The following is a 14100-nucleotide window of genomic DNA, read 5'->3' as shown; positions in this document are numbered from 1 at the left end:
AAGACAGTACATTGTTTTATAATGAATTGTTCGTTATAAGAAAAAAGTAAGTGCTATTACAAAAAATTTTTATAGAAATTTTATCTATCATATTGATTAAAAATGGTTTTAATAATTTTTAGAAATGTTGTTTTAACTAAGAAAATAAATATTATATGAGTTATGCCATTGTAAACTAATTTTATGCATAGGTAAGATAATACTTGAGAATTTGCGCATAACAGCGTATACTTCGCTACCTCATTATTATGGGTGTAGTGTGAGAGGTTAAGCTGCTTCTCAGATAGAACTGCAGTAAACTAAAAGCCTGACGAGGTCAATTCCATTAACATATTACGCCCAGGGCTTAAGCATAGAAATTTCGGAGAATTATTGACATGTCACGAGTATGCCAAGTAACAGGAAAAGGTCCTTTAGTAGGAAATAATCGTTCTCATGCGATGAATGCTACTAAACGTCGTTTTCTACCAAACCTTCAAACTCACCGTTTCTGGATTGAGAGCGAAAAACGTTTTGTAAAATTGCGTGTATCTGCTAAAGGTATGCGTACTATCGATAAAAAGGGTATTGATGCAGTTTTAGCTGAACTTCGTGCCCGTGGTGAAAAGTACTAATAAGGAAACCATATCATGGCTAAAGGTGTACGCGAAAAAATCAGATTAGTTTCTTCTGCTGGTACAGGTCATTTTTATACCACTAGCAAAAATAAAAGAACTATGCCTGAAAAAATGGAGATCAAAAAATACGATCCTGTAGTTCGTCAGCATGTTATTTATAAAGAAGCTAAAATTAAATAGTTATCTAATAAATACAAAAAAACCCAGTAAATACTGGGTTTTTTTGTATCGATTTGTAAACAAACTTATCGCTATTTTCAATAAAACATATCTTGTTATCTTTATATTATAAGCATCTAGTATTAGTCATAAATAGTAACATTAACTTATGGGAAAATAACAAACTGTTTATACTTCATAAGTTAAATAGTCTCTAAAAACTCAAGGTGTTTTCCAGAAGTTACTTAAGCTTTGGTTTTCTATTTTTGAATCGATAAATGCTGTATCAGGTTATGCAATTAATGAAACACCTAATTATGAAAAAAGAGAGCATTGTGAAGTCGATTTCTTTTTGATTAGTGGTCCCGATGGTGAAAGAGTTGAGTTTGACATGACAAAATATTTCTTATTTTTATCAATAATTAAATAGATATACTTTGCATAAAACTACCTGATAACCAGGTAGTTTTTTTGGATAAATTAATCCACATAATTATTTCATCATTTCAAATATTGTTGTTCATAAGCTCTTGCTTTTTTGTCGTCAAAAGCATGTTCCCAACGCGCAATAACAATTGCTGCTAGTGCGTTACCAACCACATTAACTACTGTTCTGCCCATATCTAAAATACGTTCAACCCCCATAATATAGCCAATTCCTTCAAGAGGAATACCTACACTACCTAGGGTTGCCGATAAAACAAGAATTGAAGCACCAGGTACACCTGCAATCCCTTTGGATGCAATCATTAAGGTGATGACAATAATAATTTGGTCTAAAATAGTTAAATCTATGTGGAATAACTGCGCTAAAAAGATAACAGTAATACTTTGATAGAGTGTTGAACCATCAAGATTAAATGAATAGCCTGTAGGAATAACAAAACTAGTTATCGATTTTGGTGCTCCATAAGCTTCCATCTTTTCAATTATTTTAGGTAATGCAGTTTCAGAACTTGCGGTTGAAAATGCAATCACTAATTCTTCTTTCAAGATTTTTAATAATGTAAAAATATTAAATTTGCAAATTTTACAAACCAGCCCTAATACCACTAACGTAAAAATAATCATTGCCGAATAGACGGTTAAGATTAATTTAAGTAGCGGAAGTAAAGATTCAAATCCATATTTAGCAACCGTTACCGTGATAAGTGCAAATACACCAATAGGTGCATAACGCATTATCATATTAGTTACTTTAAACATAGTATCTGAAATTACTTTTAAAAAGAAAAGAAAAGGTTCACGTTGTTTATCTGGCAAAGACATTAAACCAAGACCAAAAAAGACACAAAAGAAAATTACAGGTAAAACAGAACCGTCTGTCATAGCTTTAAAGATATTAGCTGGAATCATATCTAATATCATAACAATTAAACCATGAGGTTTACCGCTTAATTCTTCAGCTGCTTTGGTATACTTACTAATGTCTGTCGTTGCAAGTGTTGAGGAGTCAATTCCCGTGCCAGGTGAAAAAATATTTCCCCAAGAAAGACCTAATAAAATAGCAATAGTTGTAATAATTTCAAAATAGAGAATTGTTTTAAAACCCAAGGTCCCTAACCGTTTTGAGCCACCAAGACCTGCAATACCTAAAGTTAAAGTACTAAGTATAATTGGCAGCACAATCATTTTAATTAATCGAATGAAGATATCGCCTGCAGGTTGAAATATATTTACTATTGAAAATTGATAATATGAATGCAAAGGGTGGCTTGTAGCAGAGAGTTCAAATAAATAAGCACCTACGGCAATTCCTAGAATCAAAGCAATCAAAATTTGCCATGCAAGATTTGTTAGTATTTTTTTTATTAAAAATGACATCTAATACTATTCCTTTTAACGGTTCTTGAAAATAAAAAAGGATTAGCAAAACTAATCCTTTTAGATTATTAAATAATTAATCCTCGGACACTTGAAGTGAATCGTGCCGTTCATTATTTTCCGATGCTTCCAATTCACTTGCGTCATCTTCTGTTTCAGCTATTCGTTGTAATCCCACAACTTTTTCGTTGTCAGCTGTTCGAATAAGCATGACACCTTGAGTGTTACGACCAACAATACTTACCTCTGAAACACGAGTACGAACAAGCGTTCCTGCATCTGTGATTAGCATGATTTGATCTGTTTCATCAACTTGAACTGCGCCAACAACAGTACCATTTCGCTCACTAACTTTGATAGAAATAACACCTTTAGTTGCTCTTGATTTGGTTGGATATAGTTCTTGCTGTGTGCGTTTACCATATCCATTTTGAGTTGCAGTTAAAATTGCACCGTTACCTCTAGGCACAATTAACGAAACCACTTTATCATCACTATCAAGTTTTATGCCACGTACACCTGCGGCCGTTCTGCCCATACAACGAATTTTATTGGCTGGGAAGCGAACAACTTTACCATTAGCAGAGAATAACATAATATCTTCAGTCGTTGAGATTTCACCAATCAGGTTATCATCTTCTGAGTCAATCTCTTCAACAATAGCATCATCATAAAGTTCTTCATCATCAACAATAGCTGAAGGATCATTGCTAGTTAAATCGACACCGATTAATTCATCATCATCGCGTAAATTAATCGCAATAATACCGCCACTTCGTGGACGACTAAATTCAATTAAAGATGTTTTCTTAACTGTACCTTGTGCTGTAGCCATAAATACACAATGTTCATCATCAAATTCTCGAACAGGTAAAATTGCAGTGATTCGTTCGTTTTCTTCAAGAGGTAACAAATTAATAATTGGACGACCTCGAGAACCACGGCTGGCTTCAGGCAATTGGTAAACTTTCATCCAATATAATCGACCACGGCTTGAGAAGCAAAGAATCGTATCATGGGTATTGGCAACTAATAGTTTTTCGACAAAGTCTTCTTCTTTAATTTTAGTGGCTGATTTACCTTTACCACCACGACGTTGAGCTTCATAATCTGAAAGTGGTTGATATTTTACATAACCTTGATGGGAAAGAGTAACGACCACATCTTCTTGAGCAATAAGATCTTCAATATTAATATCTGCACTGCTTGCTGTAATTTCTGTTCGTCTAGCATCTTGGAATTGGTCTCGAACGCTTTCTAATTCTTCACGAATCACTTCCATTAAACGTTCTGAGCTAGCTAAAATATGCAATAACTCACCAATTTGAACCAATAATTCTTTGTATTCATCAAGAATTTTTTCATGTTCAAGGCCGGTTAAGCGGTGTAAGCGGAGATCTAAAATCGCTTGAGCCTGTGCTTCTGATAAATAATAATGTCCATCATGAATACCAAACTCTGGTGCTAAATCTTCTGGTCTAGCTGCATCATTACCTGCTTTTTCTAGCATGGCAGCAACATTCCCAAGTTGCCAGGCTTGGCTCAATAATTTAGTTTTTGCTTCATTAGGCGTTGCAGCAGCACGAATTAGTTCAATGATAGGATCAATATTGGCAAGTGCAATTGCTAAACCTTCTAATACATGGGCTCGTTCGCGCGCTTTGCGTAGTTCATAAATGGTTCGACGGGTTACAACTTCGCGTCGATGAAGCACAAACGCTTCAATCATTTCGCGTAAATTTAGGAGTTTTGGTTGGCCTTTATGTAAAGCCACCATATTGATACCAAATGAAACTTGCAATTGAGTCAAAGAGAAAAGGTTATTTAATACAACTTCACCAACAGCATCGCGTTTGATTTCAATAACTATACGCATACCGTCTTTATCTGATTCATCGCGTAATGCCGAAATACCTTCTATTTTTTTATCTTTAACTAATTCTGCAATTTTTTCGATCAGTTTTTTCTTATTAACCTGATACGGTATCTCATTAACAATAATGGTTTCACGTCCACTATGATCATCAACTTCTATGGTAGCTTTAGAGCGAATATAGATAATACCACGACCTGTGCGATACGCGTTTTCGATACCTTTTCGACCATTAATTAATGCTGCTGTTGGAAAATCTGGCCCATGGATATACTCCATTAAACCATCGACTGAAATATTTTCGTCTTCGATAAAAGCCAAGCAACCATTGATAACTTCAGAGAGATTGTGAGGAGGAATGTTAGTGGCCATACCAACAGCAATCCCTGACGCGCCATTAATCAATAAGTTAGGAATTCGTGTTGGTAGCACATCAGGGATCATTTCTGAACCATCGTAATTAGGTGAAAAATCAACTGTCTCTTTATCTAAATCAGTTAATAATGCTCCCGCAAACTTTTGCATACGAATTTCAGTATAACGCATCGCAGCAGCTGAATCGCCATCAACAGAACCGAAGTTACCTTGACCATCAACCAACATATAACGTAATGAGAATGGTTGAGCCATACGTACAATTGTATCATAAACTGCTGAATCGCCATGTGGATGATATTTACCAATTACATCACCAACAACACGAGCAGACTTCCTATAAGGCTTATTCCAATCATATCCCGCTTCATGCATAGCAAATAAAACGCGTCGATGAACAGGCTTTAATCCGTCACGGACATCAGGTAAGGCACGCCCAACAATGACAGACATTGCATAGTCAAGATAAGAAGATTTTAATTCATCTTCTATATTAACGGGGGTTATTTCTTTGGCTAGTTCGGTCATAACACCATGTACTCTTATTAATTTAAGTCATCAAAATAGTTCATAATTATAGCATAAAATCGCTATTAATGCAGAATTAAACCGTCTTTATTTCAACTTATTAGCTATGAATAAATAACCTATTCTCAATTAATTGGAACAAGCAATTAAGAACCATAGCGTGCATTTCGTATGCCATCACTTTTTTATAAGACGGAATCCTAATTTCAATATCATTTTGACCTAATAAGCCAATAACTTCACCACCATCAAAAGCAGTTAATGCGACAATTTTCATATCTTTAATTACCGCTTCTTGAACAGCTCGAATGATAGCTCGGCTATTCCCTTGGCAAGTTGCTATAATTAAGACATCACTTTGTTGTCCTAATGCTTGAATTTGACGAGCATAAATTTCCTCGTGATTAGCTATGGCACTTAATAAAACATTGTCCGTTACTAAAGCTATTGCCGGAATACTTGGTCTTTCAATATTAATACTGGTGATTAAACGTGAAGTAAAACTTTGTACATTAGCTGCGGATGGACCATTACCACAACTCATAATTTTATTACCATTAAGTAAACTCTCAACAATAATATTTGCTGCTTTTTCAATAGAAAGGCCAAGTGATTCCGCCATCACGATTTGAGTTTGGATACTTTCAGTAAAATAATTTTTAATTAAATCTTGCACGCTTTTCACCTAAAAATTAAAATGCATTAATAATCCATTTTTGACTGTTACCTGTAATAGCAAAAACATCAAATCTAAACTCTGTATCTTCAATATTCAAATTTTGCATCATCATCCATTGTAAAGCAGCCTGCTTAATTTTATTTTGTTTATTTAATGTAACAGTCATTTCAGCGTCACCAAAATTTGCATTTTTTCGATAACGTACTTCAATAAAAACAAGACATTTATTATCAAGCATTATTAAATCAAGTTCGCCAAAGCGAAAATGACTATTATGTGCAAGAAATTTAAGCCCTTGCTTAAGTAGATACTGGCGAGCTATATTCTCATAATGCTCACCAATTTGTTTTTTATTCGTTTTTTGAATCAGATTTAGCTTCGCCATAAATATATTGTTGCCAAGAAAGTGCTCGAGTCACTTCACATTGATCTGTTGTTGATAGTTTACCTGTCATACCGTCTAAAAAATTAATTTGATGAAAATTAAGCTGATTAAAACGATTTGTTAGTCTCCACGCATCAATACCCATTGCATAAAGACGCATTAATGAATAATCTTTCTGAATATTACTAGGTATTTTTGTATTTACCTTATCCGTTTGATTTATAATCATAGGGATATCTGCATATTCAGTTTTATTCATATCATAATTGAAGTCATTAGAAGCATTAGCTACATGACTTTTTGAACTTGAATAAAGTGTAACTGCAGACGAATTTCCAATAGTTTTATTTGCACCCATATCAAGCATTGGTTTTATCAATGTCAATTCCTCATATGAAGAATAAACATAAATAGCATCATATTCAGTAGATACTATTCCCCCAGACGAAGTTTCGTCTATCAAAATAGGATTTCCGGCAAGACTAATGCCTACATTACGGTTCATATTAGCTCTTAATGTTTTAGTATTACCAAAGTATTGTACATAAGCTTGGGAACTATTTGCTGACAATTGCGACCATTGTTCGGCAAAACTTTGTGCAACACGTTTACCTAAATCTGTTTGTGGTACTAACAGTAATGGTTTTATTTTATGTTGGGAATAAATATGATCTGCCGCATCTTTTGCTTCATTTTCGGGAGATAAAGCGAAGTAACACATTTTATTTGTAGTAGCAGAGGTATTATCAACTTTATTTAAGGTTAAAACAGGAATAGCTGGATCAAGCTCTTTTAATTTAATTACTTCATCTTTTAATAAAGGACCTACAATCAACTCAACATTTTGTTCTTGTGCTTGCTGGATTAAAGCATCCATAGGTGCACTAGTTGTATCAAGCAAAATCACGTTCTGTTGTGGCTCTTGTGGAAAAAACTTTATGCCATCCATATAACCCTGACGAATAGTTTCACCAAATATACGTGAGGAGCCATTTAATGGTAACAATAAGGCAATCTTTTTTGCATTCGCATCAACAGAAAGTGTTTGTTCTCCAATTAATATCGAAATAATCTCTTTTGCTGGATGATCTGAATATTGTATACCCCAATTGTTAACAGTTTGTTTTAATAGCCGTTTTTCATTTTCAGATTTTTCATCAATGGTTTCAGGTGTATCGTCTTGCGGTATAGGTGCTTTACGAGCTTCTTGATAAGCGTAAGCCAAATCAACCCAACCTTTTAATGTATTGTCATTTTCGTCAACTAAAACTTTACCGATTTTATCTGAATCTAGCTTACGGAAAAAATTCCATGTATTGTTTAATAGTTGCTTTTTTTCAGTTTCTGATACATATTTTTCTAATTGAATATAATCGTGGGCTTGAGCATCAATATCTTTCACATTTATATCCAAACCTAATTTAATAGTGTAATAACGATATAGCTGTGAGTTAGTCAAAGTTCCGATAATTAATTGAGTTAGATCAAATGACTTCCTTTTTTTCACAGCAATATCACCTTCTGATAATAACTTTTCTTTTTGCTGCTCAGCATCAAGATTTTGTGGTAAATTAGATAATAATGTATTTGCTTGTGAAAATTTATTTTCTTTTATTAGAGCGCGAATAGCTAATAATTGCCAATTAATTTTAGCTGAGCTGGAACTATTATCTGCTTGTGATAGATAATAATTAGAATTTTGGTTATCATCAAAGTTAAGAGATTTCTTTGACTTTTCTAAAGTACAACATACCAAAAACGTAAATAATGGCATTATTAATATAGTATAAAAGTAGCGTTTTAAGTTCATACCTATTCTCTTATAATTTTGTTATCCCCAAATTCGTTGTACATGAACAGTAATTTCCTCTCGATCATGATAAAGCTGTTTTGCCTGAATTTGTATATTGATTTTTTGATTATTTAATTCGTTATTTAAGGAATATAGATTTTGTTTTACTTCTTCATAACGTTTTTTCATTGGTAATTTGAGGTTAAAAATAGCCTCTCTACACCAACCATTAATTAACCATTTAGTTATTAACTCTGTCACTTTAGCTGGTTTTTCAACCATATCACATACCAACCAATAAATATTATGTTTTTTAGGTATAAATTTAAAGCCATCTTCCCGATAATGTTTAACTTGCCCAGTTTCCATCAATTTTTCATTTATAGGTCCATTATCAATAGCGTAAACCATCATGCTTCTTTTAACCAATTGATAAGTCCAACCGCCAGGACAAGCACCCAAGTCAACAGCGTTTAAACCACCTTCTAATCGCTCTTCCCACTCATCATAAGGAATAAAAATATGAAAGGCTTCTTCTAATTTTAATGTAGAACGGCTTGGCGCATCAGAGGGGAATTTTAACCTAGGAATTCCCATATAAAAAGGCGAATTATTTTGGCTCAGAGAATAACCAACATAACAACTGCTATTATTGATAAAAAATAAGTGGACAACGGGTCTTGATGGATTTTCAATTTTTAATAAAATACGTTTACTTCTTAATGCTTGACGAAGAGGAACAGTAAATTTACGACAAAAGCCAGAAAGAGCTTTACCTTCATTTGTATCAGCAACTTCAACACGCAGATCACCAGCTTTGTCAATACATCCATATAATGCATCAATGATTGGAGAAATACGATCATCTGTAGGTAAATCAACTAATAGGTCACCTGCTACAAACATTTGCCGTGCAAAAATTAGTGTTCGGAAATCCAAATTTTTTATTAATAATTGTGCTTCATCATCTTGATAGCATTCAAAAACAACATAACCACTATTTTCTTTAACTTTAGCAAAGCCATATACTTCTTTTTGAGCAGCTCTATCAGTGATTTCATTAGCACACTCTTTTTCAAATCCACAACGGCAATAAAGAATAATTTTGTTTAGTTTTTGCATAATATAATTTTTACTCTTTCAACAGAAGCTACAAAAAATATTCATATTAATCAGATTGAACATTATCGGTATATAAAGGTGCTTCACCTTTTGGGCGAGTTTTAAATCTTCGATGTAACCACATATATTGTTCAGGTGCTTTTAAAATTTCTTGTTCAATGGCTTTGTTCATAAAAGTAGCCGCAAGTACATCATCATCAATTGGATACCCCTCAAGCTCTGATGTTACATAAACAGTATAACAACCATTTTTCTCACGCTTAGGGGTAAATGGTATAATGGTAGGTTGAGCTAATTTAACCAATATACGCGTACCAACAGTTGTTGCCGCTTTTTTTACTGAAAATAGAGGTGCGAATACACTATTTTTAGGACCATAATCATGATCTGGCGCATACCAAAGTAATTCACCATCTTTTAGTGCACGGATCATTCCTTTAGTATTATGTCGATCCAACATATATTTGTTTGATTTGAGCCGCCCTTTAAGCTGAACATAATCCATTACAGGATTATCATTTGGACGGTACACTCCGACTCCAGGATGGTTCATTCCTAAGATACGTGCACCTAATTCTAATGTCAGAAAATGAATACCAATGAGCAAAACACCTTGACCTGATTGTTGAACTTTTGTGATATGAAAATCGTCAACAATAGAAACTTTTTTAGCAAGCCGTTTATCAGACCAGAACCATGCCATACCGGTTTCAAAAATTGCTAAACCCGTTGAAATAAAATTTTCACGCAACATCTGATCACGTTCAGATTGTATTTTTTCAGGAAAACAGAGTTTTAGATTTTGCCTAGCCGTTTCTTTACGTTTGCCGATTAATTTCATCGAAAGCAATCCTAACCCTTTTCCCAATTGAAAAATAATTGGATATGGTAATAAAACGATTAAATATAAAATACCAATACCAAACCACGTTAACCAATAACGAGGGTGTAATAAACTTTTAGTAAAAATAGGACGAATTTCTTGATTTTGACTCATATTAAGATCAGATTATTATTAATAATACAGTTGGTTATTATATACTATATCTTGTTTTTCGGGAGCATAAAAACAAACAAAGCCTAAGGCGTTATATTATTATTCTGTAACAATATTAGTTATCAATTTATATTTAAAGTAGATCATAGTAAAACCATTAGCTATGATCCATTCTTAAAATTATCTATTTTTTATACTTAAACACATAGTTACCGGAAACTTTTTAACAAAAAATCAAACAGCAACAGGCGCTTTGATCGCTGGATACGGTTCATAACCAACAATTTCGAAATCCTCAAATTTATAATCAAAAATTGTTGGAGGTTTACGTTTAATAACTAATTTTGGCAATGCTCTTGGTTCACGGTCTAATTGCAAATGTGCTTGTTCCATATGATTAGAATAAAGATGAGTATCACCACCAGTCCACACAAAATCACCTACTTGTAATTCACATTGCTGTGCAATCATGTGGACTAACAAAGAATAGCTAGCTATATTAAATGGCAATCCTAAAAATACATCACAAGAACGTTGATAAAGTTGACAAGAAAGTTTGCCATTTGCGACATAAAATTGGAAAAAAGCATGACATGGTGCTAATGCCATTTGATCTAATTCTCCAACATTCCAAGCAGAAACAATCATACGTCTAGAGTCAGGATCATTTTTAATTTGATCAATTAACTGTGAAATCTGATCTATTTGACGACCATCAGCCGCTCCCCATGCCCGCCATTGTTTGCCATAAACAGGACCTAAATCACCATTTTCATCAGCCCATTCATTCCAAATAGTTACCTTATTATCTTGAAGATACTTAACATTTGTATCTCCCTTCAAAAACCAAAGCAATTCATGAATAATTGAACGTAAATGACACTTTTTAGTCGTGACAAGAGGAAAACCTTCTTGTAAATTAAATCGCATTTGATGCCCAAAAATAGATAGCGTTCCAGTGCCCGTTCGGTCTGACTTAGGTGTACCTTCATCTAAAATTTTTCGCATTAACGCTAAATATTGTTTCATTGTGTTTTTGCCTTATTATTAAATCTATACGCAAATAAAATAATTAAAATACCACCAATAATCATTGGTAGACATAATATTTGTCCCATACTGATAATATTTAAAAATAAGCCTAACTGCTCATCTGGTTGTCTAAAAAATTCTATAACAAATCTAAATAAACCATAGCAAAATAAAAATAGGCCAGATACAGAGCCAGTAGGTTTTGGTTTTCGAATAAAAATATTTAAAATAATAAACAGTACTATTCCCTCAAACACCATTTCATAAAGTTGTGAAGGATGCCTCGGTAAAATACCATTTAATTGGGAATAAAGTGAAAACCACTCAGGATGAGACTGAACAAACATAAAATCGGCATGTGATGATGTTGGAAATAACATACCAATCGATGAATCAGTTACTCTCCCCCAAAGTTCTCCATTAATAAAATTACCAAATCGCCCAAACATCAAACCAATAGGGACAAGAGGAGCAACAAAGTCACCTACTTGCATAAAAGTTTTCTTTGTTCCCTTTGCAAAAAGGACAATAACGCAAATAGCACCAATCAGACCACCATGGAAAGACATACCGCCTTCCCAGACTTTAAATAAAATTATAGGATCTTTGATAAAAGCTTCTAAATTATAGAACAAGACATAACCTAAACGGCCTCCAATAAAAAGACCTAAAAACCCCCAAAACAATAAATTTTCAACTTGTTGTAACGTCCATTGGCTATTTGGTTTATTTGCGCGACGCTTAGCCAAATAAAGTGCACCCAGCACTCCAAATAAATACATTGCCCCATACCAATGAAGTGATACAGGACCAATCGAGATAGCTATTGGATCGAAATTAGGGAAGTGTAAATATTGATTCATTTTTTAATACGCTTTTTATTTTTCCGTTTATTAGCAAAGAAATTAAATTGTTTCTTTTTAGAAGTATTAGTTACTGAGGTCTCTATTTCAGACTGTATAGCAAACACAGGTAAAGAAAACTCCTTCATTGCCTTTCTATAGACATCTCGCTTAAATGCAATCACTTGCCGAATAGGATACCAATAACTAACCCATTTCCAATCATCAAATTCAGGAGTTGAAGATGTATTGAGGTTAATTACCGATGCATCAGATATTAATTCTAATAAAAACCACTTTTGTTTTTGTCCAATACACACTGGTTGATTTTCCCACCTAATCATCCTTTTGGGTAACTTATATCGCAACCAACCGTTAGTAACGGATAAAATCTTCACATCTTTTGATAATAAACCAACTTCTTCGTTTAATTCGCGAAACATTGCCTGCTCAGGCGTTTCGTTTTGTTTTATTCCGCCCTGAGGAAATTGCCAAGAATTTTGCCCGTATCGACGAGCCCAAAGTACTTGACCATACCTGTTACAAATAACTATTCCTACATTTGGACGGTAGCCATCATTATCGATCACTGACTACCTCAATAAATTTTCCCTGTATAGTTGAATTGTTTCATACATACAGCAAGAAATAAATAAAAAAATAATAGTAATATGGCAAACACCCTTTTTTATTGATTGTTTTTTACGCAAATGAATATTTATTACTATATCGATTAACATTATGTTTCAATAATCAGAATAAAATACCGAAAAGCAAAAAAGCCCAGCATTGCTGCTGGGCTCTCTATATTTAAAAGTCTGGCGGCACCCTACTCTCACATGGGTAATACCCACACTACCATCGGCACTACGGCGTTTCACTTCTGAGTTCGGCATGGGGTCAGGTGGGACCACCGCGCTATTACCGCCAGACATATCCTGTCTCTCTCAATCAGTATCAATATCTATTCATTATCTCATATCAATACTCATCTCTCAATCCGGAACAAACTGTTCTTTCAACTTTTAATCAACTCAATATCGCGTAACCCAAAACAACTCCGAGTTGTAAGGTTAAGACTCTCGGTTCATTAGTATCAGTTAGCTCAATGTATCACTACACTTACACACCTGACCTATCTACGTCTTAGTCTCAAACGGACCTTACTGAATCTCTTCAGGGAAAACTCATCTCAAGGCTAGTTTCGTGCTTAGATGCTTTCAGCACTTATCTATTCCGCACGTAGCTACCGGGCAATGCAATTGGCATCACAACCCGAACACCAGCGGTGCGTTCACTTCGGTCCTCTCGTACTAGAAGCAAACCCTCTCAATTTTCCTACGCCCATGGCAGATAGGGACCGAACTGTCTCACGACGTTCTAAACCCAGCTCGCGTACCACTTTAAACGGCGAACAGCCGTACCCTTGGGACCTACTTCAGCCCCAGGATGTGATGAGCCGACATCGAGGTGCCAAACACCGCCGTCGATATGAACTCTTGGGCGGTATCAGCCTGTTATCCCCGGAGTACCTTTTATCCGTTGAGCGATGGCCCTTCCATTCAGAACCACCGGATCACTATGACCTACTTTCGTACCTGCTCGAGCCGTCACTCTCGCAGTCAAGCTAGCTTTTGCCATTGCACTAACCTCCTGATGTCCGACCAGGATTAGCTAACCTTCGTGCTCCTCCGTTACTCTTTGGGAGGAGACCGCCCCAGTCAAACTACCCACCAGACAGTGTCCCTTACCTCGATTCAGAAGTATAGGTTAGAACATCAAACATTAAAGGGTGGTATTTCAAGGTCGACTCCACACACACTGGCGTGCATGCTTCTTTGCCTCCCACCTATCCTACACATTAAGGCTCAATGT

At 34.8% G+C, this 14100-nt stretch carries 12 protein-coding genes and 2 rRNA genes; 2 read left to right on the top strand and 12 right to left on the bottom strand.

Features of this window, described 5'->3' with window-relative positions:
- Positions 1 to 377: 377 nt before the first annotated feature.
- Together rpmB and rpmG are read left to right on the top strand one after the other, a co-directional pair.
- Entirely contained in the window at positions 378 to 614 is a 237-nt protein-coding gene (gene rpmB / locus A9G43_RS00070) for a 50S ribosomal protein L28 (RefSeq protein ID WP_034884345.1), read from the top strand.
- A gap of 15 nt (positions 615 to 629) precedes the next feature.
- Positions 630 to 797, top strand: a complete 168-nt coding sequence (rpmG, locus tag A9G43_RS00065; RefSeq protein WP_025314526.1) for a 50S ribosomal protein L33 — start codon at positions 630 to 632, stop codon at positions 795 to 797.
- 480 nt (positions 798 to 1277) lie between these two features.
- Here rpmG and gltP read toward each other — a convergent pair whose 3' ends face one another.
- From gltP to A9G43_RS00005, 12 genes are all read right to left on the bottom strand, one after another.
- On the bottom strand, positions 1278 to 2588 hold the full coding sequence (gene gltP / locus A9G43_RS00060; protein WP_065605739.1) for a glutamate/aspartate:proton symporter GltP: 1311 nt from the start codon (positions 2586 to 2588) through the stop codon (positions 1278 to 1280).
- Positions 2589 to 2676: 88 nt separating this feature from the next.
- The gene (gyrA, locus tag A9G43_RS00055; RefSeq protein WP_081297958.1) at positions 2677 to 5376 is read right to left on the bottom strand and encodes a DNA topoisomerase (ATP-hydrolyzing) subunit A; all 2700 of its coding nucleotides are present in this window, start codon (positions 5374 to 5376) and stop codon (positions 2677 to 2679) included.
- 100 nt (positions 5377 to 5476) lie between these two features.
- A complete protein-coding gene (locus A9G43_RS00050) occupies positions 5477 to 6052 on the bottom strand; it encodes an SIS domain-containing protein (RefSeq protein WP_065605616.1) in 576 nt (191 codons plus the stop codon).
- Between the two features lie 16 nt (positions 6053 to 6068).
- Positions 6069 to 6440, bottom strand: a complete 372-nt coding sequence (locus tag A9G43_RS00045) for a YraN family protein (RefSeq protein ID WP_065605614.1) — start codon at positions 6438 to 6440, stop codon at positions 6069 to 6071.
- Positions 6406 to 8250 (bottom strand): penicillin-binding protein activator, encoded by a 1845-nt coding sequence (locus tag A9G43_RS00040; RefSeq protein ID WP_065605612.1) that lies wholly within the window; start codon positions 8248 to 8250, stop codon positions 6406 to 6408. Before A9G43_RS00040 ends, A9G43_RS00045 begins: the two co-directional genes overlap by 35 nt.
- A 21-nt stretch (positions 8251 to 8271) precedes the next feature.
- Complete coding sequence (rlmM, locus tag A9G43_RS00035) at positions 8272 to 9354, bottom strand: 23S rRNA (cytidine(2498)-2'-O)-methyltransferase RlmM (RefSeq protein ID WP_065605610.1); 1083 nt, start codon at positions 9352 to 9354, stop codon at positions 8272 to 8274.
- 46 nt (positions 9355 to 9400) lie between these two features.
- Positions 9401 to 10351 (bottom strand): LpxL/LpxP family Kdo(2)-lipid IV(A) lauroyl/palmitoleoyl acyltransferase, encoded by a 951-nt coding sequence (gene lpxL / locus A9G43_RS00030; protein WP_065605608.1) that lies wholly within the window; start codon positions 10349 to 10351, stop codon positions 9401 to 9403.
- Between the two features lie 234 nt (positions 10352 to 10585).
- Positions 10586 to 11380, bottom strand: coding sequence for a thymidylate synthase (thyA, locus tag A9G43_RS00025; protein ID WP_065561271.1), 795 nt, complete (start codon positions 11378 to 11380; stop codon positions 10586 to 10588).
- The gene (gene lgt, locus A9G43_RS00020) at positions 11377 to 12246 is read right to left on the bottom strand and encodes a prolipoprotein diacylglyceryl transferase (RefSeq protein ID WP_065605606.1); all 870 of its coding nucleotides are present in this window, start codon (positions 12244 to 12246) and stop codon (positions 11377 to 11379) included. The genes thyA and lgt overlap by 4 nt, the downstream gene beginning before the upstream one ends.
- Positions 12243 to 12815: an RNA pyrophosphohydrolase gene (gene rppH, locus A9G43_RS00015; protein ID WP_065605604.1), complete on the bottom strand. Its 573-nt coding sequence runs from the start codon at positions 12813 to 12815 to the stop codon at positions 12243 to 12245. The genes lgt and rppH overlap by 4 nt, the downstream gene beginning before the upstream one ends.
- Before the next feature lie 226 nt (positions 12816 to 13041).
- Positions 13042 to 13157: ribosomal RNA gene (gene rrf, locus A9G43_RS00010) — 5S ribosomal RNA — on the bottom strand.
- Between the two features lie 137 nt (positions 13158 to 13294).
- Positions 13295 to 14100: ribosomal RNA gene (locus A9G43_RS00005) — 23S ribosomal RNA — on the bottom strand; the annotation flags it as partial.

This window comes from Gilliamella sp. Occ3-1 (assembly GCF_001690655.1).
In the GTDB taxonomy this organism is placed as follows: Bacteria; Pseudomonadota; Gammaproteobacteria; order Enterobacterales; family Orbaceae; genus Gilliamella; species Gilliamella apicola_P.
This window is presented reverse-complemented; position numbering and strand designations above follow the sequence as displayed.

Coding starts and splice junctions, on each gene's coding strand:
- A9G43_RS00040 (WP_065605612.1), bottom strand. CDS start 8,250: ATGAACTTAAAACGCTACTTTTATACTATATTAATAATGCCATTATTT.
- lgt (WP_065605606.1), bottom strand. CDS start 12,246: ATGAATCAATATTTACACTTCCCTAATTTCGATCCAATAGCTATCTCG.
- lpxL (WP_065605608.1), bottom strand. CDS start 10,351: ATGAGTCAAAATCAAGAAATTCGTCCTATTTTTACTAAAAGTTTATTA.
- rpmG (WP_025314526.1), top strand. CDS start 630: ATGGCTAAAGGTGTACGCGAAAAAATCAGATTAGTTTCTTCTGCTGGT.
- A9G43_RS00045 (WP_065605614.1), bottom strand. CDS start 6,440: ATGGCGAAGCTAAATCTGATTCAAAAAACGAATAAAAAACAAATTGGT.
- rlmM (WP_065605610.1), bottom strand. CDS start 9,354: ATGCAAAAACTAAACAAAATTATTCTTTATTGCCGTTGTGGATTTGAA.
- rpmB (WP_034884345.1), top strand. CDS start 378: ATGTCACGAGTATGCCAAGTAACAGGAAAAGGTCCTTTAGTAGGAAAT.
- gyrA (WP_081297958.1), bottom strand. CDS start 5,376: ATGACCGAACTAGCCAAAGAAATAACCCCCGTTAATATAGAAGATGAA.
- thyA (WP_065561271.1), bottom strand. CDS start 11,380: ATGAAACAATATTTAGCGTTAATGCGAAAAATTTTAGATGAAGGTACA.